The organism is Salinicola sp. JS01, assembly GCF_030284585.1.
Lineage (GTDB): Bacteria > Pseudomonadota > Gammaproteobacteria > Pseudomonadales > Halomonadaceae > Salinicola.
Window position 1 is genome coordinate 3109604 of the sequence record NZ_CP127244.1, and the last position, 19176, is coordinate 3128779.

The 19176-nt window shown below is 67.4% G+C and carries 17 protein-coding genes; 15 read left to right on the plus strand and 2 right to left on the minus strand.

From position 1 onward, the window contains the following. Positions 1-175 precede the first annotated feature (175 nt). Both QO259_RS14185 and QO259_RS14190 read left to right on the plus strand, forming a co-directional pair. Complete coding sequence (locus QO259_RS14185) at positions 176-2698, plus strand: penicillin-binding protein 1A (RefSeq protein ID WP_207033087.1); 2523 nt, start codon at positions 176-178, stop codon at positions 2696-2698. A 128-nt stretch (positions 2699-2826) separates the two neighbouring features. Next, positions 2827-3579: a DUF481 domain-containing protein gene (locus QO259_RS14190; RefSeq protein ID WP_285950443.1), complete on the plus strand. Its 753-nt coding sequence runs from the start codon at positions 2827-2829 to the stop codon at positions 3577-3579. Positions 3580-3696: 117 nt separating this feature from the next. On the opposite strand, the gene QO259_RS14195 is transcribed toward QO259_RS14190, so the two are convergent. Together QO259_RS14195 and rpmE are read right to left on the minus strand one after the other, a co-directional pair. After that, positions 3697-4965 (minus strand): malic enzyme-like NAD(P)-binding protein, encoded by a 1269-nt coding sequence (locus tag QO259_RS14195; RefSeq protein ID WP_285950444.1) that lies wholly within the window; start codon positions 4963-4965, stop codon positions 3697-3699. 440 nt (positions 4966-5405) lie between these two features. Continuing rightward, positions 5406-5621: a 50S ribosomal protein L31 gene (gene rpmE / locus QO259_RS14200; RefSeq protein WP_035475666.1), complete on the minus strand. Its 216-nt coding sequence runs from the start codon at positions 5619-5621 to the stop codon at positions 5406-5408. A 210-nt stretch (positions 5622-5831) separates the two neighbouring features. Between rpmE and QO259_RS14205 the strand changes: the two genes are divergently transcribed. From QO259_RS14205 to tatC, 13 genes are all read left to right on the plus strand, one after another. Continuing rightward, on the plus strand, positions 5832-8081 hold the full coding sequence (locus QO259_RS14205) for a primosomal protein N' (protein ID WP_285950445.1): 2250 nt from the start codon (positions 5832-5834) through the stop codon (positions 8079-8081). A 150-nt stretch (positions 8082-8231) separates the two neighbouring features. Beyond that, positions 8232-9917 (plus strand): arginine--tRNA ligase, encoded by a 1686-nt coding sequence (gene argS, locus QO259_RS14210; RefSeq protein WP_285950446.1) that lies wholly within the window; start codon positions 8232-8234, stop codon positions 9915-9917. Positions 9918-9920: 3 nt separating this feature from the next. Beyond that, on the plus strand, positions 9921-10610 hold the full coding sequence (locus QO259_RS14215) for an SPOR domain-containing protein (protein ID WP_285950447.1): 690 nt from the start codon (positions 9921-9923) through the stop codon (positions 10608-10610). A 684-nt stretch (positions 10611-11294) separates the two neighbouring features. After that, entirely contained in the window at positions 11295-11813 is a 519-nt protein-coding gene (hslV, locus tag QO259_RS14220; protein WP_035475675.1) for an ATP-dependent protease subunit HslV, read from the plus strand. A 14-nt stretch (positions 11814-11827) separates the two neighbouring features. After that, positions 11828-13201, plus strand: a complete 1374-nt coding sequence (gene hslU, locus QO259_RS14225; RefSeq protein WP_051896335.1) for an ATP-dependent protease ATPase subunit HslU — start codon at positions 11828-11830, stop codon at positions 13199-13201. A gap of 344 nt (positions 13202-13545) precedes the next feature. Next, a complete protein-coding gene (locus QO259_RS14230; protein ID WP_285950448.1) occupies positions 13546-13929 on the plus strand; it encodes a gamma-butyrobetaine hydroxylase family protein in 384 nt (127 codons plus the stop codon). 154 nt (positions 13930-14083) lie between these two features. Further along, entirely contained in the window at positions 14084-14830 is a 747-nt protein-coding gene (gene ubiE / locus QO259_RS14235; protein WP_285950449.1) for a bifunctional demethylmenaquinone methyltransferase/2-methoxy-6-polyprenyl-1,4-benzoquinol methylase UbiE, read from the plus strand. Between the two features lie 2 nt (positions 14831-14832). Beyond that, a complete protein-coding gene (locus tag QO259_RS14240; RefSeq protein ID WP_285950450.1) occupies positions 14833-15483 on the plus strand; it encodes a ubiquinone biosynthesis accessory factor UbiJ in 651 nt (216 codons plus the stop codon). Next, entirely contained in the window at positions 15480-17102 is a 1623-nt protein-coding gene (ubiB, locus tag QO259_RS14245; protein ID WP_285950451.1) for a ubiquinone biosynthesis regulatory protein kinase UbiB, read from the plus strand. The genes QO259_RS14240 and ubiB overlap by 4 nt, the downstream gene beginning before the upstream one ends. A gap of 63 nt (positions 17103-17165) precedes the next feature. Further along, positions 17166-17507: a phosphoribosyl-ATP diphosphatase gene (locus QO259_RS14250; RefSeq protein WP_035475685.1), complete on the plus strand. Its 342-nt coding sequence runs from the start codon at positions 17166-17168 to the stop codon at positions 17505-17507. 57 nt (positions 17508-17564) lie between these two features. Then, positions 17565-17834 carry a Sec-independent protein translocase subunit TatA gene (gene tatA, locus QO259_RS14255; RefSeq protein ID WP_035475688.1) on the plus strand — a complete coding sequence of 90 codons (270 nt, stop codon included), beginning with the start codon at positions 17565-17567 and terminating at the stop codon, positions 17832-17834. A 6-nt stretch (positions 17835-17840) separates the two neighbouring features. Next, the gene (gene tatB, locus QO259_RS14260) at positions 17841-18347 is read left to right on the plus strand and encodes a Sec-independent protein translocase protein TatB (protein WP_285950452.1); all 507 of its coding nucleotides are present in this window, start codon (positions 17841-17843) and stop codon (positions 18345-18347) included. Beyond that, positions 18344-19123, plus strand: a complete 780-nt coding sequence (tatC, locus tag QO259_RS14265) for a twin-arginine translocase subunit TatC (protein WP_285950453.1) — start codon at positions 18344-18346, stop codon at positions 19121-19123. Before tatB ends, tatC begins: the two co-directional genes overlap by 4 nt. Positions 19124-19176: the final 53 nt, after the last annotated feature.

The window sequence follows — 19176 nt, forward strand, 5'->3', positions numbered from 1 at the left end:
GTTACATAGATTGCGCGCTGCTTGCAGGAACCGAGGGGGTGGAAACTGGCCCCGATTCGGTCGCGTCCATATAATGCCCGCTGGATAACGCTCACTGGTTCGACATCCTCAAGGCCAGGGATGGCTGACGCGCGACCGGCCGCACCGACCTCCGTCAAGGAATTGCACTCTGCCCATGAAGCTCTTTACCCGACTCCTGTCCACCGCCTTCTGGCTGCTGCTCTCGCTCGGCGCCGGCGCCCTGCTGGCGGTGGTCGGTGCCGCGCTCTACTTCGCCCCGGGGCTGCCGGATGTCCACCAGTTGCAGAACTACGAACTGCAGACGCCGCTGCGCATCTATACCGAGGACGGCAAGCTGATCGGCGAGTACGGCGAGGAGCGCCGCATGCCGGTGAGCTTCGACCAGATTCCCAAGCCGCTGATCGATGCCCTGCTGGCGGCCGAGGATGCCAGCTTCTTCACCCATCCCGGGGTCGACCCCAAGGGGCTGGCACGCGCCGCCGTCGAGCTGGCCTCCAGCGGCGACATCCAGTCCGGGGGCAGTACCATCACCATGCAGGTGGCGCGTAACTATCTGCTGACGCTCGATCAGACCTTCACCCGCAAGATCCGCGAGATCCTGCTGGCGCTGCAGATGGAGCAGATTCTGAGCAAGGACGAGATCCTCGAGCTCTACGTCAACAAGATCTATCTGGGCAACCGCTCCTACGGCGTCGCTGCCGCCGCCAACACCTACTACGGCAAGCCTCTGAACGAGCTCACCCTGCCGCAGTACGCGATGATCGCCGGCCTGCCCAAGGCGCCCTCCAGCTTCAACCCGCTGGCCAACCCCGAGCGCGCGCTGATCCGGCGCAACTGGATCCTCTATCGCATGCGCGATCTCGGTTTCATCGATCAGGCCGCCTACGACAAGGCGGTCAAGGCGCCGATCACCGCCAGCCGGCACATCGCCCAGACCGAGGTCGATGCCCCCTACGTCGCCGAGATGGCGCGCAGCTACGCGGTCGAGCGCTTCGGCGACAAGGCCTATACCGACAATATCCGCATCACCACCACCCTCGACAGCCGCCTGCAGACCGAGGCCCGTAATGCCCTGGTGCAGGGGCTGATCGACTACGACACCCGCCACGGCTGGCGCGGGCCGGAGGAGAAGGACGTCCCGCCGAGTCTGGTCGAGGCCCAGGACCGCACCGAGCGCAAGGGCCTGGAGGAGGAGCTGTCGGAGTCTCCCGAGGTGATCCAGACCGCACGCCAGGCCGCCCAGAGCAGCCAGGCCACGATCCAGGGCGTCGAGGGTGACGTCAGCAACTGGCTCAAGGTGCTCGAGCGCACGCCGGCCTACGGTCCGCTGCAGCCGGCGATCGTGGTTTCCACCGAAGGCAAGCAGATGCGCGTGCTCGACGCCGACGGCAAGGTGATCACCCTCGACTGGGATGGCCTCAAGTGGGCGCGGGAGTATCACAGCGCCAAGTGGCGTGGCGGCGTGCCGGCCAATGCCGCGGCGATCGCCAGCCGCGGCGATCTGGTGCGCATCCTGCGCGATGGCGATCATTGGCGTCTGGGCCAGCGCCCGGGTGCCGAGGGCGCGATCGTGGTGCTCGATCCCAACACCGGTGCGATCGAAGCACTGCAGGGCGGTTTCAGCTTCTCCGCCAGCAAGTTCAACCGCGCCATCCAGGCCCAGCGCCAGGTCGGCTCCAACTTCAAGCCGTTCGTCTATCTGGCCGCGCTGGAAGAGGGCGGCATGACCGCGGCGACGATCATCAACGATGCTCCCATCGTGATGGAGCAGTTCGGCGCCGACGACTGGCGCCCGGAGAACGCCGAGCAGCGCTTCCTCGGCCCCACCCGGCTGCGCGTAGGTCTCTACACCTCGCGCAACCTGGTGACGATCCGCGTGCTGCAGTCGCTGGGACTGGACAACGCGCTCAACTTCCTCGAGCGTTTCGGCTTCTCCCGCGACCGCCTGCCCCACGGCCTGTCGCTGGCGCTGGGCAGCGCCTCGTTGACGCCGCTGGAGATCGCCAACGCCTACGCGGTGCTGGCCAACGGCGGTTTCCAGGTGTCGCCCTGGTACATCGACAAGATCACCCAGGGCAGCCACAACACCGTGGTCGAAGAGGCTAACCCGCTGGTCGCCTGCCGCGACTGCGCCGCCGACGCCACCCAGACCGAAGTCGACGGCGAACCGCGTCGCCTCGCCCCCCGGGTGGTCGAGCCGGATGCGCTCTACATCCTGCGCAGCATCCTGCGCGACGTGATCGAGAAAGGCACCGGGCGCGGCGCACTGTCGCTCAATCGCGCCGACATCGTGGGCAAGACCGGCACCACCAACGATCAGCGCGACGCCTGGTTCTCCGGCTTCAACAACTCGCTGGTGACCACCGTCTGGGTGGGCAAGGATGACAACTCGACCACCGCCGAGTACGGCGCCCAGGCCGCCCTGCCGATCTGGAAGGCGTTCATGGGCCCGGCGCTCAAGGGCACCCCGCAGGTGATCCCCGAAGCGCCGGCGGATATCGTCAGCGTGCGTATCGACCCCGATACCGGCAAGCGCCTGCACGACGACCAGCCCGGTGGCATCAACGAGATCTTCCGCAAGCAGAACGTGCCCGACTACCAGCCCCGCGGCATCAAGCCGGAGCTGGAAGACCAGAGTGGCTCCCAGGGTACCGGCACCTACGAGGCGATCTTCTGAAGCATCTCGGGCGGCGTCACTGCCGCCCCGCCGCAGGCCCCGCCGCGCCCGTCGTGGCGGCCCCCGGGTCGGATCCGAGGGCCGTTTTCAGTGCCACCGTTCGTCGCCCCCATGCCGGGAGAGATGTCATGCCCCTGCCCCGCTGCCGCTGGCTGCTGCTAGCCACCTGCCTGCTGGCCTCGAGCGCGTCCGCCGATCTGTTCTACGCGCCGCCGGCGCCCGATGACGACACGCCCAACTTCAGCGGTAGCGCTGAGCTCGGCTATACCCGTCTGACCGGCAACAGCAATACCCAGACGCTGCTGGCCAAGGGGCGCCTGACCTGGCTGACCGGGCGCTTCACCCACACGTTTCGCGCCGAGACGCGCAGCGTGCAGGACAACGACAACACCACAAGCGAGCAGTATCTGGTCGCCGGACGCGAGCGCTACGAGCTGAGCGACGACAACTATCTGTTCGGCTTCGCCCGCTGGGAGCGCGATCGTTTCAGCGGCTACGCCTGGCAGTTCACCACCATTGGCGGCTACGGGCGCCAGCTGCTCAACGGCCCCACCCACACCCTCTCCGCCGAGGTCGGCCCCGGCTATCGCCACGATGACTACGCCGACAAGAGCAAGGCCAGCGACGACCTGCCGCTGGCCTACTCGGCGCTCGACTACACCTACAACTTCAGCGAGGACATCTCTTTCGACCAGGAGATGTCGGTGGAAGCGACCCATATCAGCGTCACCACGCGCTCGCTCTCGACCATCACCTCGCAGCTCAACTCGCACCTGGCGCTGCGTGTCTCCTACGACGTCAAGAGCAACACCCATCCACCGCCGGATGCCGACGCCCGCACCGACACCACCACCTCGGTGTCGCTGTTGTATAGCTGGTGAGCGCATAGCTGGTGATCGTGTAACTGGTGAGCGCCTAGCCAGTAGGCGAGCTCCCCAAACGACACTGCCGCCCATTGGGGCGGCAGTGATGTCATCTAGAACGCCACGGCGGTCTTACTAGCCGTAGATATCCTTGACGCTCTTCAGCGGATAGTGCGCCGGATAAGGCTTGCACGCCACGCCACTGTCGATGGCGGCCTGGGCCACGGCGGCCGGGATGCGTTCGAGCAGGCGAGAATCCACCGGCGTGGGGATGATGTAACCCCGGCCGAAGGAGAGCGCGTCGAGCTCGTAGGCGTCGAGCACCTCCTGGGTCACCGGCTCCCGCGCCAGATCCTTGAGCGCATGCACCGCGGCGATCTTCATCGCTTCGTTGATCGTGGTAGCGCGCACGTCGAGCGCTCCACGGAAGATGAACGGGAAGCCGAGGACATTGTTGACCTGGTTGGGGTAGTCGGAGCGCCCCGTTCCCATGATCACGTCGCTGCGGGTCTGGCGCGCCAGGTCCGGGTGGATCTCCGGGTCCGGGTTGGAGCAGGCGAACACCACCGGATCGGCGGCCATCCGGCTGAGCTGCTCGGCGTTGAGCAGATTGGGGCCGGAGAGCCCGACGAAGACGTCCGCGCCCTCGATGGCATCGTCCAGGGTGCGGCGATCGGTCGGAGTGGCGAACTGCGCCTTGTAGGCGTTGAGATCGTCACGCCCGGCATGGATCACGCCCTTGCGGTCGAGCATGTAGATGTTCTCGGCGCGGGCACCGCACTCCAGCAGCAGCTTCATGCAGGCGATCGCCGCCGAGCCGGCGCCGAGACAGACGATGCGTGCCGCATCCAGGGTCTTGCCGGCGATATCGAGGGCGTTGAGCAGCCCCGCCGCGGTGACGATGGCGGTGCCGTGCTGGTCGTCGTGGAACACCGGAATGTTGCAGCGCGCCTTGAGCGCGGCTTCGATCTCGAAACACTCCGGCGCCTTGATGTCCTCGAGGTTGATCCCGCCCCAGCTCAGCGCGATGTTGGCGACGGTATCGATGAACTCCTGCGGCGAATCCGCCTCGACCTCGATATCCACCGAGTTGATGCCGGCAAAGCGCTTGAACAGCACGCCCTTGCCCTCCATCACCGGCTTGCTCGCCAGCGGGCCCAGATTGCCCAGCCCCAGAATGGCGCTGCCGTCGGACACCACGGCGACCAGGTTGCCCTTGCCGGTGTAGAGATAGGCATCCTCGGGGTTGGCAGCGATCTCGCGACACGGCTCAGCGACGCCCGGGCTATAGGCCAGCGCCAGATGCTTGGCGGTCTGAGTCGGCTTGGTCAGCTCGACCGAGAGCTTTCCCGGAAAAGGCTTGGCGTGGTAGTCGAGCGCAGCCTGGCGCTTGTCGTCACTCATGGGCTTTTTCTCGTATCCAGGTCATTGGGTGGCGCCAGCCTAACGGAAAAACCCGCGCCGAACAACGCGAACACGTTGCTGGAGCTTGGCGACCATTGAATACGTTTTTGGCTCATATCGCAGCCATTTGCTGCAACTTATATCTGAGCAACCAGCCATAGAGCATCCCTTATCAAGACGCCCAAGCGCCTTGAGTCGCTGCGTCGGCACCGGCAGAGGACGCTACACAGAAGAGCAAGAAGAAGGGAGGTGAGAGGCGCAAAGCCAAGCAGAGAGACAACGCCTGCGAAGAGACGCGGATCGAGCCAGGGACGAGTAGAGCCAGGCAAGACAGGTGGGCCAGAACGACGATGCCCCGGCCAGGGCCGGGGCATCGTTGTCGGTCAGCGACGTTTGCGGTCAGCGACCGGGCCGAGCGCGAGCGCTCGGCGTGGCGTCGTTCAGCCGCGACGCACGGCAGCACCGAAGCGCTTGTTGAAGCGTTCGACGCGGCCACCGGTGGTCGCCTGCTTCTGCTTGCCGGTGTAGAACGGGTGGCACTGGGAGCAGACGTCGATATGGAAATCTTCGCTCGCCGTGGTACCGACGCTGTGAGTCGCACCGCAGGAGCAAGTCGCGGTGACCTTCTTGTATTCGGGGTGAATAGCCTGTTTCATCGTGAAGCCTCGCTGGCAGTGTACCGCCACCTGATCGTTTGCCAGGCACCGTACACGGATAGGGATTAGCGGTTGACTCCCGCGCGACCGGAACGCCTGGAATCCCGAAGTTTCGCGGCACCGGACTTGCCCGGCGGCGCCACCTCGGATAAAAGACGCACCCTACGTCGGAAGGCGCAGCATTCTAGCACTGTTCTGAATGGAGGCCAATTGGCAGATTTCAAGCCCGACGCCGTAGCGCCGGCCACGCAGGCGCGCGTGCTGCGGGTCGCCGTATCCACCCCGCTGCGCCGGCTGTTCGACTACCGCCCCGCCGGCGCCCCGCCTGCCGGCGGCTGGCGCGCGGGCATCCGGGTCAAGGTCCCCTTCGGGCGCCGCGAGCTGGTGGGCATCGTCATCGCCTGCGCCGCCGAGAGCGACCTACCACTGGCCCAGCTCAAGCCGATCGTCGCCTGCCTCGATGCCGAACCGCTGCCGGCGGACTGGCTGTGGCTGTGCGAATTCACCGCGCGCTACTACCAGCACGCGCTGGGCGACACCCTGCACAACGCCCTGCCGGGCCCCCTGCGCCAAGGGCGCCCGCTGGAAGCGCGCACCCGCGAACGCTGGCGTCTGGAGACCTCGGAGGCGACGGCACTGGAACAGCTCGCCCGCGCGCCGCGCCAGCGCGAGCTGGTCACGCTGCTCGCCCAGCATCGCCACGGCCTGGTCACCAGCGCAGTCAGCGCCCAGGGCTTCACCCGGGCCCAGCTCCAGGGCCTGGCTCGGCGCGGCCTGGTCAGTTGCCACGAAGAGCCGCTGACCGCATCGGCGGCGCCCTCCGGGCCGCTGCTGGCGACCCCGGCACTGACCCTCAACCGCGAGCAGGCGGCGGCGCTGGCGGCACTGCACGAAGGGCTCGATCGCTACCATCCCTGCCTGCTCCACGGCGTCACCGGCAGCGGCAAGACCGAGGTCTATCTACAACTGATCGAAGCCGTGCTCGGCCAGGGCAAGCAGGCGCTGGTGCTGGTGCCGGAGATCGGCCTCACCCCGCAGACCCTGGCGCGCTTTCGCAAGCGTTTCCGGGTGCCGGTGGTGGCGCTGCACTCCGGGCTCACCGACCTCGAGCGCCTGGACGCCTGGGAGGCCGCGCGCAGCGGCCGCGCGCCGGTGATCATCGGCACCCGCTCGGCGATCTTCACCCCGCTGGCGCGTCCCGGCGCGATCATCGTCGACGAGGAGCACGACGGCTCGTTCAAGCAGCAGGATGGCCTGCGCTACCACGCCCGCGATCTCGCCATCGCCCGCGCCCACCGCGAGGGCATCCCGATCCTGCTGGGCAGCGCCACGCCGTCACTGGAGAGCCTGGCCCAGGCGCGCAGCGGGCGCTACCGCCATCTGCGCCTGACCACCCGCGCCAGCCGCCACGCCCCGGCGCGGCTGGAGCTGACCGACCTGCGCGGCCGCGTGCGCCAGGGCGGGCTGATCCCGCCGGTGATCGAGGCGATCCGCCAGGCCCTGGCGGCGGAGGGGCAGGTGCTGGTGTTCATCAATCGGCGCGGCTTCTCGCCCTCGCTGGCCTGTCATCAGTGCGGCTGGATCGCCGAATGCAGCCACTGCGACTCACGTCTCACCTTGCATCGCCAACCGCCGCGCCTGGTGTGCCACCACTGCGAGCACCAGCAGCCGCAGCCGGACGCCTGCCCCAGCTGCGGCAGCGCCGACCTGCGCCCCCTGGGCGCCGGTACCGAGCGCACCGAGGAGACGCTGACGACACTCTTCCCCAAGACGCCGATCTATCGCATCGATCGCGACAGCACCCGGCGTAAGGAGGCACTCGATCAGGTGCTCGGCGAGATCCGCCGCGGCGAGCCGAGCCTGCTGGTCGGCACCCAGATGCTGGCCAAGGGCCACCATCTGCCGCATGTCACGCTGGTGGTGGTGGTCAACGCCGACGCCGGGCTCTATGCCAGCGATTTTCGCGCCCTGGAGCAGAGCGCCCAGCTGCTGATCCAGGTCGCCGGGCGCGCCGGGCGCGCCGAGCGTCCCGGCCGCGTGCTGGTACAGACGCTGCACCCGGACGACCCCAACCTGCGCCTGCTGGCGGACAGCGGCTACGACGCCCTCGCCTACCAGCTGCTGGAAGAGCGGCGCCTGGCCGCGCTGCCGCCCTATCGTCACCTGGCGCTGGCACGCTTCGAGGCGGTCAAGGAGGCCGACGCTCAGGCCACCGCCGAGGCCGCCGGCGAGGCGCTGCGCGAGTGGCTGGCCACACACGGCTCGCCGGTGCACGCCCTGGGGCCGGTGCCGGCACCCATGGAGCGGCGCCAGAACCGCTACCATGTCCAGCTGATGCTGAGCGCCGAGCGCCGCAGCGCGCTGCACGAGGCCGCCGCCTGGCTGGTCGCGCGACTGGAGCAGGAGAGCTCGCGCCGGGTGCGCTGGTCACTGGATGTCGACCCGATGAGCCTGAGCTGAGCGGCCGCGTATTCGCTCGACATCCCGCCGATGGCCGGCGCATCAGGGTTTAAAGCCCGTGCGCAATCATCGATAATGGCGGCCTTTTACCCGCGCCAAGCTCGGGTGACCATGCCCCGGGCGACAGGCCCCACGACTACGAAGCAGGCCATGAAAGAGACGATCATCCAACTGCTCGACGACGCCGTCGCGGCACTCAAACAGCGCGGCGAGCTGCCGGCCGACGTCAGCCCGGCGATCAAGGTCGACCCGGCCCGCGACAAGGCCCACGGCGACTACGCCACCAATCTCGCCCTGGTGCTGGCCAAACCGGCCGGCCTCAAGCCGCGCGAGCTGGCCGACAAGCTGGTCGCAGCGCTGCCGGCGAGCGACGCCGTGCGTCAGGTGGAGATCGCCGGGCCCGGGTTCATCAACTTCTTCGCCGCCACCGACGCCATCGCCGGCGTGGTCAGCGCCATCCTCGACGCCGGCGACACCTTCGGTCGCAGCCTCAAGGGTGGCGGCGAGAAGGTGCAGGTGGAGTTCGTCTCGGCCAACCCCACCGGCCCGCTGCACGTCGGTCACGGCCGCGGCGCGGCGATCGGCGACTGCTTGAGCCGTCTGCTCGAGGCCACCGGTTACGATGTCACCTCGGAGTTCTACTACAACGACGCCGGGGCCCAGATCGACAACCTGATGCGCTCGGTCAAGGCGCGCGTCCACGGCCTCACCCCGGAGGATGCCGAGTGGCCGGCGGACGGCTATCGCGGTGACTATATCGCCGACGTGGCCAAGGCCTACCTGGCCGGCGAGACGGTGACCGCCGACGATCGCGAGGTGACCGCTGCCGCCGACCCCGAGGACGAGGCGGCGATCCGCGCCTTCGCCGTGGCCTACCTGCGCCGCGAGCAGGATCTCGATCTCAAGGCGTTCGAGGTCGAGTTCGACGTCTACTTCCTCGAATCCTCGCTCTACGCCGAGGGCCGGGTGGAGGAGACGGTCGAGCAACTGATCGCCAACGGCCACACCTATGAAGCCGACGGCGCTCTGTGGCTGCGCACCACTGCATTCGGTGACGACAAGGACCGGGTGATGCGCAAGTCCGACGGCAGCTACACCTACTTCGTACCCGATGTCGCCTACCACCACAACAAGTGGCAGCGCGGCTTCACCCGGGTGATCGACGAGCAGGGCGCCGACCACCACTCCACGGTGACCCGGGTGCGCGCCGGGCTGCAGGCGCTCGAGGTCGGCATCCCCCAGGGCTGGCCCGACTACGTGCTGCACCAGATGGTGCTGGTGACCCGCTCCGGGGTCGAGGTCAAGCTCTCCAAGCGCGCCGGCAGCTACGTCACCCTGCGCGATCTGATCGACGAGGTCGGGCGTGACGCCACGCGCTATTTCCTCGCCGCGCGCCGCGCCGATTCGCAGCTCACCTTCGATATCGATCTGGCCCGTTCGCAGACCAACGACAACCCGGTCTACTACATCCAGTATGCCCACGCCCGGGTCTGCAGCGTGCTGCGCAAGGCCGAGCGCGATGGCCTGGCGTTCGACCACGCCACCGCCATGGCCAATCTGGAGCGTCTCGACGCCGACCAGGAGAAGGCGCTGATGAACCGCCTGGCGCGCTACCCCGACACCGTGGAGCGCGCCGCCGAGGCCCGCGAGCCGCACCAGATCGCCCAGTATCTGATCGATCTGGCGAGCGATTTCCACACCTGCTACAACGCCCAGAAAGTCATGGTCGACGATGCCGGACTGCGCAACGCGCGCCTGGCCCTGGGTCTGGCCGCGCGCCAGGTGATCAGCAATGGATTGGCGCTGCTCGGCGTCAGCGCTCCCGAGGAGATGTAGAGGATGGCCAGACGCCCCGCGCACAACTCACGTGCCGCGCCCAAGGGCGCGACCACCCGCGCCCGCGCGCGCAGTTCAGGCAATAGCCAGAGGGTCAGCGGTATCCCCGGCTGGCTGTGGGCGATCGCCGGCCTGATCGGCGGTTTCGCGCTGTCGCAGTATCTCGACCACACCTCGCCGGAGCCGGTGGCCGCGGTGGTACCCAAGCCGGCCAGCCAGTCGAGCAGCAGCTCGGCCAGCGGCGGCGCCGGCAGCAGCGAGAGCGGCAAGGCGGGCACCAGCAGCGCCCAGCCGGCCACACCCACCTTCGAGTTCTACACCCTGCTGCCGGAAACCGAGGTGATCGCGCCGAACAGCAGCAGTGGCAGTAGCAGCAGCCCCGAGGCCAGCGCCAAGGCCAGCCAGGAGGCGGCGGCCGACGACGCCGCCAACCAGACCAAACAGCCCGCCGCGACCGGCAGCTACATGCTGCAGGCGGCATCGTTCCGCGATATCGCCGACGCCGAACGGCTCGCCAACCGGCTCAAGGATTTCGGCCTGCTGGCCAAGATCACCGACGTGCGCGCCAACGGCAATCAGATCTGGCACCGGGTCCAGGTCGGCCCCTATCGCGATACCCGCGAGCTCAATCGGGCCCAGGATCTGATGGTGACACAGGGTATCGAGCCGCTGATGATCCGGCTGCAGAACTAAGAGGGTGTTTACAAACTGCCTGCGCTCGCCAATACGGCGTTAAAATCGGTCTTAAAATGCTCATTTACCCCGTGTAAACTCCGCTTTTTCGACCGATTTTTGCCTTGTCCTGCCTTCGCTCGCCGAATTTGTAAACACCCTCTAAGCACTGCCTGAAAAACGGTGCGCTCGCCTGCCCGGATCGGTCACGCGCACCGATCCGGGGCGGAGAGGCGCTTGCCCACGCACCTTCCCACCCTTCTACCCAACCAGCTCTTTTCCCCGCCTTCGCCCTATCTCTCCCCGCCTTCGCCCTATCTCTCCAGATTAGAGCCCATTTCCAAACCCATCTGACGATGGGCGCCGGGGGCAGGGCAAAGCGAGGGTCCTTTGCCAGGGATGGCAAAGGTAGCGCCCAGGGAAGGGTTTACAGCGCCCTCGCGACGCCCTGCCGCCGGATAAGCCCACGTCGTCTAGCGGTCGTGAAAGGCGCTCAAAGTTCGGCCGCCCCACCACCTTCGATAACCCGCCTCGCTTGATTTCCGTCCCGACTGCCCGCACCTCTGCCAGCACGGCGCATCGCGATCTCGCGATGCCGCACGTCTTTTTCGGCGCCGTCGGGTGGTTGCCGGCCGCCCGACCCACAGCGGTCGCGGCGGATCGTTTCAGATCGGCTCCCGACGGCGCGCCACAAGGAGTAGCTTGATGACCACAATCGTATCCGTGCGCCGTGGCGACCAGGTCGCGCTGGCGGGAGATGGCCAGGTATCGCTGGGCAACACGGTGATGAAGGGCAACGCCAGCAAGGTCCGCCGGCTCTATCGTGGCCAGGTGCTGGCCGGTTTCGCCGGCGGCACCGCCGACGCCTTCACCCTGTTCGAACGCTTCGAGGCCCAGCTCGAGAAGTACCAGGGCCACCTGACCAAGGCCGCGGTGGAACTGGCCAAGGAGTGGCGCACCGACCGCGCCCTGCGCCGCCTCGAGGCGATGCTGGCGGTGGCCGACAAGAGCGCTTCGCTGATCATCACCGGCAACGGCGACGTGGTCGAACCGGAGCGCGGCATCATCGCCATCGGCTCCGGCGGCCACTTCGCCCAGGCCTCGGCCCGCGCACTGCTCGAGAACACCGAGCTCGGCGCCCGCGACATCACCGAGAAGTCGCTCAACATCGCCGCCGACATCTGCGTCTTCACCAATCACCACATCACGCTCGAAGAGCTGTGACGAGAGCGAGTGCCATGACCCAGGATACCCAGAACGCCCTCCCGGCACCGACCGACACCCAGTCGGCGATGACCCCACGCGAGATCGTCCATTCGCTGGACCAGTACATCATCGGCCAGCACGACGCCAAGCGCGCGGTGGCGATCGCCCTGCGCAACCGCTGGCGCCGCATGCGCCTGGACGCCGACATGCGCGGCGAGATCGTGCCCAAGAACATTCTGATGATCGGCCCCACCGGCGTGGGCAAGACCGAGATCGCGCGGCGTCTGGCCAAGCTCGCCGGCGCGCCCTTCCTTAAGGTCGAGGCGACCAAGTTCACCGAGGTCGGCTACGTCGGCCGCGACGTCGAGTCGATCGTGCGCGATCTGATGGAGATGTCGATCAAGATGGTGCGCGAGCAGGCCAAGACCGAGGTCCGCAACAAGGCCCAGGATGCCGCCGAGGAGCGCATTCTCGACGCCCTGTTGCCGCGCCCGCGGGGCAGCGAGTACGACAGCGGCCGCGACGACTCCGGCACGCGTCAGGTGTTCCGCAAGAAACTGCGCGAAGGCCAGCTCGACGACAAGGAGATCGATATCGAGGTCACCCCGGCGAGCCAGGGCATCGATATCATGACCCCGCCGGGCATGGAGGAGATGACCAACCAGCTGCAGAGCCTGTTCGCCAACATGGGCAAGCAGAAGACCGAGAGCCGCCGGGTCACGGTCAAGGAGGCGTGGAAGCTGCTGCAGGACGAGGAGGCCGCCAAGCTGGTCAACGAGGAGGAGATCAAGCAGCGCGCGCTGGAAGCGGTGGAGCAGAACGGCATCGTGTTCCTCGACGAGATCGACAAGGTCGCCAAGCGCGGCGAGTCCGGCGGCAGCGGCGGCGACGTCTCCCGCGAGGGCGTGCAGCGTGACCTGCTGCCGCTGATCGAGGGCTCCACCGTCTCCACCAAGCACGGCATGGTGCGCACCGACCATATCCTGTTCATCGCCTCCGGCGCCTTCCACCTCTCCAAGCCCTCGGACCTGATCCCCGAGCTGCAGGGGCGCCTGCCGATCCGGGTCGAGCTCACCGCGCTGACCCCGGACGACTTCAAGCGCATCCTGACCGAGCCCTCGGCGGCGCTGACCAAGCAGTATCAGGCGCTGCTCGGTACCGAAGGGCTGGAGGTGCAGTTCACCGAAGACGGCATCGCGCGGATCGCCGAGATCGCCTGGCAGGTCAACGACGGCACCGAGAACATCGGCGCACGCCGCCTGCACACGGTGATGGAGCGGCTGCTCGAGGAGGCCTCTTACCAGGGCGGCGACTTCGCAAGCCCCTTGGTGGTGGATGGCGCCTACGTCGACGCCCAGCTCGGCGAGCTGGCGGTGGACGAGGATCTGTCGCGCTATATTCTGTAATCCCGAGCGCCGCGGGCATGCCAAGCGCGTGCCCGCGGAGGCGATCATGACGCTGGTCTCGACGCCCGCAGGACTCGATACACATAGCGCCTATTTCCAGACCCTCTGACGATGGGCACCGGGGGCAGGGTACAGCGAGGGCCCTTTGCCAGGGATGGCAAAGGTAGCGCCCAGGGAGGGGTTCACAGCGCCCTCGCGACGCCCTGCCACCGGATGAGCCTACGTCTTCTAGCAGTAGTGAAAGGCGTTCTATGGCCTGCGACGTCTCGGGGCTCGCGGGCGTTGTTCGTCGCGCCGCTCGTCTTCTTCCCATCGGCGCCTGCACCGCGCCAGGAGGTTTCGCCATGTCCGCCCCCGTCCCCACCCGCGTGCACTACCACAAGCGCGACAGTGAGCTCGAACTCGGCTATGCCGACGGCAGCAGCTACCGCCTGGCGATCGAGCTGCTGCGGGTCTACTCGCCCTCAGCCGAGGTCCAGGGACACCACCCCAGCGAAGCGGTACTGCAGACCGGCAAGCGCCACGTCGGGCTGCTCGACGTCACTCAGGCCGGGCGCTATGCGCTCAAGCTGCACTTCGACGACGGCCACGACAGCGGCATCTATACCTGGGACTACCTTTACGAGCTGGCGACTCAGCAGGAGGCACGCTGGGCCGACTACCTGGCGCGGCTGGCACAGGCCGGGGCCTCGCGCGAGCCGAGCACGATCCAGATCCATCAGGTGTGAAGGCGCGGCGCCGCGGCGCAAAGACAAGGCCCGGGCCAGACGCTACAATGCACCATCGACCGAGTCAGCGAAGACTCGACCCGCCTGCCCTCGCCGCGGCCGCCGTCGACGGCGTTCGCGCAGCGATCTACAGCGTCTTTTCGGGGAGAAGCACATGGACAAGCGCACGACCGACTTCGGCTACGAGCAGGTCGCAGTCGAGGAGAAGGCCGCCCGGGTGGCGGACGTCTTCCATTCGGTGGCCGCGCGCTACGACGTGATGAACGACCTGATGTCGTTGGGTATCCATCGGCTGTGGAAACATCTCACCCTGGAGCGCAGCGGGGTCCGCGCCGGCCACCGGGTGCTCGATATCGCCGGCGGCACCGGCGACCTGACGCGCCAGTTCGCCAAGCGTGTCGGCCCCAGCGGCCGAGTGGTGCTGGCCGATATCAACGCCTCGATGCTGAAGGTCGGGCGTGACAAGCTGATCGACAGCGGCGTCGGCGACAACGTCGAGTACGTGCAGGCCAACGCCGAGAGTCTGCCGTTCCCCAACAACAGTTTTCACTGCATCACCATCGCCTTCGGCCTGCGCAACGTCACCGACAAGGACGCCGCGCTGCGCTCGATGACCCGCGTGCTCAAGCCCGGCGGGCGCCTGCTGGTGCTGGAGTTCTCCAAGCCGGTCAACGGCCTGCTCTCCAAGGCCTACGACCAGTACTCGTTCCGGGTACTGCCGCAGGTCGGGCGGCTGGTCGCCAACGACGCCGACAGCTACCGCTATCTGGCCGAGTCGATCCGCATGCACCCGGACCAGGAGACGCTCAAGGGCATGATGCAGGCCGCCGGACTCGAACGCGTCGAGTACACCAACATGACCGGGGGCATCGTCGCCCTGCACCGCGGCATCAAGCTCTGAGCATGGCTGGCGTGGTCGACAACTTCACGCTGGTGGCCGCGGAGCGGGCCATCGCGCGTCTGCTGGCGCGGGATCCGGCAACGCCTGCGCGCCTGCGCGCCCTCGACGGCCGCAGCCTGCGCCTGGTGAGCGCCACCCCGCCACTGGCGCTGCGGGTGAGCTTCACCGACACCGGCATACGCCTCTCCCGTGTCAGCGACTGGCAGCAGCACGACGACCTGGTGATCGGCGTCGACCGTCGCGTGCTCGAGCGCTGGGTCGCCGGCGACTCGCTGGAACGCCTGCTGTTCAACGGCGATCTCGACGTCAGCGGCGATACCGGCATGCTGGCGCCGCTGCAGGCGCTGCTGCTCGATCTCGATCTTGACTGGGAGGGCGCGCTGGCCCAGGCCCTCGGCGCCACGCCGGCCCACGGCCTGGCCCGCGCGCTCGGCTACCTGACCCGCCAGGCGCGGGCCAGCGCCGGCGAGTGGCGGCAGGACTGGCGCGAGTATCTGTTCGAGGAAGCGCGGCTGATGGCCGGGCAGGATCAGCTCGAGGTTGCGCGTGATGCCCTGAGCGCACTGCGCCTGCGCGTCGACCGGCTCTCGGCACGGGTCACCCGTCTCGAGCGCGCGCACACGGCCAGTGCCGCACAGGAGCCGCGCCCATGAGTCTGCGGCTTTTGCGTATCGCCTGGACCGTCTCACGCTACCGTCTCGATACCCTGGTGCCCCAGGAGCGCCTGCCGCCGGTGCTGCGCTGGCTGTGGCGCTTCGCTCCGGCGCGGCTCATCCCCACCGGCAGCCACACCCGCGGCGAGCGGCTGCGGCTGGCGCTGGAGTCGTTGGGGCCGATCTTCGTCAAGTTCGGCCAGATGCTCTCGACCCGGCGCGATCTGCTGCCGCCGGACATCGCCGACGAGCTCAAGCGGCTGCAGGACCAGGTGCCGCCGTTCCCCGGCGAGACCGCCCGCGCCATGGTCGAGAAGGAGCTGGGCAAGCCGGTCGCCGAGGCCTTTGCCAGCTTCGACACCGAGCCCATGGCCTCGGCCTCGATCGCCCAGGTGCATGCTGCCGAGCTGCACAGCGGCGAGCGCGTGGTGGTCAAGATCATCCGTCCGGGTATCGAGCGCACCATGCGCGAGGACATCGGCCTGCTCTATACCTTCGCTCGGCTGCTGCGCCGGGTGCCGGAGGCGCGCCGTCTGCGCCCGGTCGAGGTGGTCGAGGACTACGAAGCGACGCTGTTCGATGAGCTCGATCTCAACAAGGAGGCGGCCAACACCTCGCAGCTCAAGCGCAACTTCCAGAGCTCGCCGCTGCTCTACGTGCCCAGCATCTACTGGTCGCTGACCCATCGCCAGGTGATGGTGCAGGAGCGCATCGAGGGCATTCCGGTGGCCGACGTGGAGGCGCTCAAGGCCCAGGGCACCGATCTCAAGAAGCTCGCCGAGCGCGGCGTGGAGATCTTCTTCACCCAGGTGTTCCGCGACAACTTCTTCCACGCCGACATGCACCCCGGCAATATCTTCGTCTCCCGCGAGAACCCCACCGAGCCGCGCTATATCGCCATCGACTGCGGCATCGTCGGCAGTCTCACGCGGGAAGACCAGGACTACCTGGCGCGCAACCTGCTGGCCTTCTTCCGTCAGGACTACTACGAGGTGGCGGTGCTGCACATCGAGTCCGGCTGGGTCGGCGAAGGTACCCGGGCCAACGAGTTCGCCTCGGCGATCCGTGCGGTGTGCGAGCCGATCCTGGAGAAGCCGCTCAAGGACATCTCCTTCGGCCAGGTGCTGCTGGGCCTGTTCCAGACCGCGCGGCGTTTCCACATGGAGGTGCAGCCGCAGCTGGTGCTGCTGCAGAAGACCCTGCTCAATATCGAAGGGCTGGGGCGCCAGCTCTATCCGGATCTCGATCTGTGGAGCACCGCGCGCCCCTACCTCGAGCGCTGGATGCGCGAGCGTGCCGGGCCCAAGGGCTTCTGGGAGACGCTCAAGAAACACGCCCCGGAGCTGGCCCATCAGTTGCCGGAGCTGCCGGTGCTGGCGCACCAGGCGCTCTCCGAGCGCGACGAGCAGCGCCGCCAGCGGCGCCAGCAGACCGCCGCGCTGAGTGGCCTGCAGCAGCGCTTCGAACGCGCCAGCGCGCGCGCCCGACGGCTGCGCCTGGGGCTCTTGCTGCTGGTGCTGGCGCTGGGCTGGCAGCCAATGCTTGGCTGGGCCGAACAGCAGCCGTGGCCGGTGGTGGTCGCCGCCGTGCTGGGGGTGGCGCTGCTCGCCTGGCGCTGAGCGCGGGCCGCCCACGGCGGCCGCGCCTGCGAACCGCTTATTCAGACTCAGGATTGTCATCTCATGAGTGATACTCTCGAACGATTGGCCGCCGTGCTCGCCGAGCGCCGTGACGCCGACCCGCAAAGCTCCTACGTCGCACAGCTTCATCACCGGGGTCTCAACAAGATCCTGGAGAAGGTGGGCGAAGAGGCCACCGAGACGCTGCTTGCCGCCAAGGACGTCAAGGCCGATGATGAGCAGAGTCGGCAGGCACTCGTCGGTGAAGTCGCCGATCTGTGGTTCCACAGTCTGGTCATGCTCTCGCATCTGGAGGTCGACCATCGTGCCGTGCTCGACGAGCTGGCTCGACGCTTCGGCGTCTCCGGCCTGGACGAGAAGGCGGCGCGGCAGCCAAGCCGGTAAGCTCTATCAAGCATCAATCGTGTAAGCGCCTCGGCGCACGCCTCAAGGAGTAAGGTTATGTTGGGTGGTATCAGTATCTGGCAGCTGCTGATCGTGCTCGGGATCATCATCTTGATCTTCGGCACCAAGAAACTGCGCAACGTCGGCAGCGATCTGGGCGGCGCGGTGAAGGGGTTCAAGAAAGCGATGCACGACGAGGACGACAAGGAGAAGGCGGACAGCACCTCTCAGCAGCGCATCGACCACTCCCAGCAGGCGTCCCAGGACAGCCGCTTCGATAGCGACGAGATCAAGTCGGGCGCCGACGACAAGGCCGAGCGCAAGTAAGCGGCGATGTTCGATATCGGCTTTTTCGAACTGCTGCTGATCGGCATCGTCGGCCTGCTGGTGCTGGGGCCGGAGCGCCTGCCGATTGCCGCCCGCACCGCCGGGCTGTGGATCGGCCGCATACGCCGCAGCGTCGCCAACATGCAGCGCGAGATCACCTCCCAACTGGAGGCGGAAGAGCTGCGCCAGAAACTCGCCGAGCAGCAGCGCAAGCTCGACGAAGGGGTCGGCCGGGTCAGGCAGGAGCTCGAGCAGGGCCAGCGCCAGCTCGACGAGGGTGTGGGCCGGGCTCGCCACGCGGTCGAGAAGACCCTCGGCCCCGACGCAGCTCACCGCAGCAGCGACGAAGCCCGCCCCGGCACGGCACGTGCCACAGCGACCGATTCGACGCCGGCCGACGCCGCGATGCCCTCGGCCGATTCGCCGAGACCCGCCGATCCCTCGCCGCCAGCTGCGGACGAACCGCACGCGCCGGCGAGCGGTACCGAGGACAAGGATTCGAGTAGCCGATGAGTGATGCCTCACGCCCACCGGAGGAAGAGCAGCCGCAGGCCCCGCTGATCGAGCATCTCATCGAACTGCGCTCGCGCCTGATGAAGGCGGTGATCGTGGTGATCGCCATCTTCGCCGTGCTCTATGCCTTCTCCAACGATATCTACCGCTTCGTCGCCGAGCCGCTGATCGCGCTGCTGCCGGCGGGCTCGCGCATGATCGCCACCGAGGTGACCTCGCCGTTCCTGGCCCCGTTCAAGCTCACCATGGTGGTCTCGATCTTCGCCGCCGTGCCGGTGATCCTCTATCAGGCCTGGGCCTTCATCGCCCCGGGGCTCTACCGCCACGAAAAGGCGATCGCCTTTCCGCTGCTGGCATCGAGTATCGTGCTGTTCTATTGCGGCGCGGCCTTCGCCTACTACGTGGTATTTCCGCTGCTGTTCAGCTTCTTCGTCCACACCGGCCCGCAGGACGTGCAGGTGATGACGGACATCAACGCCTATCTCAATTTCGTGCTGAAGATGTTCTTCGCCTTCGGCGTGGCGTTCGAGATCCCCATCGCCACCTTCCTGCTGATCTGGACCGGCATCACCGACGTCAAGAGCCTGACCAAGAAGCGCCCCTACGTGATCCTGATCTGCTTCGTCGTCGGCATGCTGTTGACCCCGCCCGACGTCATCTCGCAGAGCCTGCTGGCGGTGCCGATGTGGCTGCTGTTCGAAGTCGGCATCGTGTTCGCACGCCTGGTACGCCGGCGCCGCGCCCACGTCGACGCAGACGCAGACGCAGACGCCTAGCGCCGACCTGGCGATCCGATCACCGCGCGGGACTCGATGGCCGTGGCCGATGA

Excerpts from the sequence above, each read along its gene's own strand:
- hslV (WP_035475675.1), top strand. The coding sequence starts at position 11,295 with ATGACCACAATCGTATCCGTGCGCCGTGGCGACCAGGTCGCGCTGGCG.
- QO259_RS14250 (WP_035475685.1), top strand. The coding sequence starts at position 17,166 with ATGAGTGATACTCTCGAACGATTGGCCGCCGTGCTCGCCGAGCGCCGT.
- QO259_RS14240 (WP_285950450.1), top strand. The coding sequence starts at position 14,833 with ATGGCTGGCGTGGTCGACAACTTCACGCTGGTGGCCGCGGAGCGGGCC.
- QO259_RS14195 (WP_285950444.1), bottom strand. The coding sequence starts at position 4,965 with ATGAGTGACGACAAGCGCCAGGCTGCGCTCGACTACCACGCCAAGCCT.
- QO259_RS14230 (WP_285950448.1), top strand. The coding sequence starts at position 13,546 with ATGTCCGCCCCCGTCCCCACCCGCGTGCACTACCACAAGCGCGACAGT.
- QO259_RS14190 (WP_285950443.1), top strand. The coding sequence starts at position 2,827 with ATGCCCCTGCCCCGCTGCCGCTGGCTGCTGCTAGCCACCTGCCTGCTG.
- ubiE (WP_285950449.1), top strand. The coding sequence starts at position 14,084 with ATGGACAAGCGCACGACCGACTTCGGCTACGAGCAGGTCGCAGTCGAG.
- hslU (WP_051896335.1), top strand. The coding sequence starts at position 11,828 with ATGACCCAGGATACCCAGAACGCCCTCCCGGCACCGACCGACACCCAG.
- ubiB (WP_285950451.1), top strand. The coding sequence starts at position 15,480 with ATGAGTCTGCGGCTTTTGCGTATCGCCTGGACCGTCTCACGCTACCGT.
- tatA (WP_035475688.1), top strand. The coding sequence starts at position 17,565 with ATGTTGGGTGGTATCAGTATCTGGCAGCTGCTGATCGTGCTCGGGATC.
- argS (WP_285950446.1), top strand. The coding sequence starts at position 8,232 with ATGAAAGAGACGATCATCCAACTGCTCGACGACGCCGTCGCGGCACTC.
- QO259_RS14215 (WP_285950447.1), top strand. The coding sequence starts at position 9,921 with ATGGCCAGACGCCCCGCGCACAACTCACGTGCCGCGCCCAAGGGCGCG.
- tatB (WP_285950452.1), top strand. The coding sequence starts at position 17,841 with ATGTTCGATATCGGCTTTTTCGAACTGCTGCTGATCGGCATCGTCGGC.
- rpmE (WP_035475666.1), bottom strand. The coding sequence starts at position 5,621 with ATGAAACAGGCTATTCACCCCGAATACAAGAAGGTCACCGCGACTTGC.
- tatC (WP_285950453.1), top strand. The coding sequence starts at position 18,344 with ATGAGTGATGCCTCACGCCCACCGGAGGAAGAGCAGCCGCAGGCCCCG.
- QO259_RS14185 (WP_207033087.1), top strand. The coding sequence starts at position 176 with ATGAAGCTCTTTACCCGACTCCTGTCCACCGCCTTCTGGCTGCTGCTC.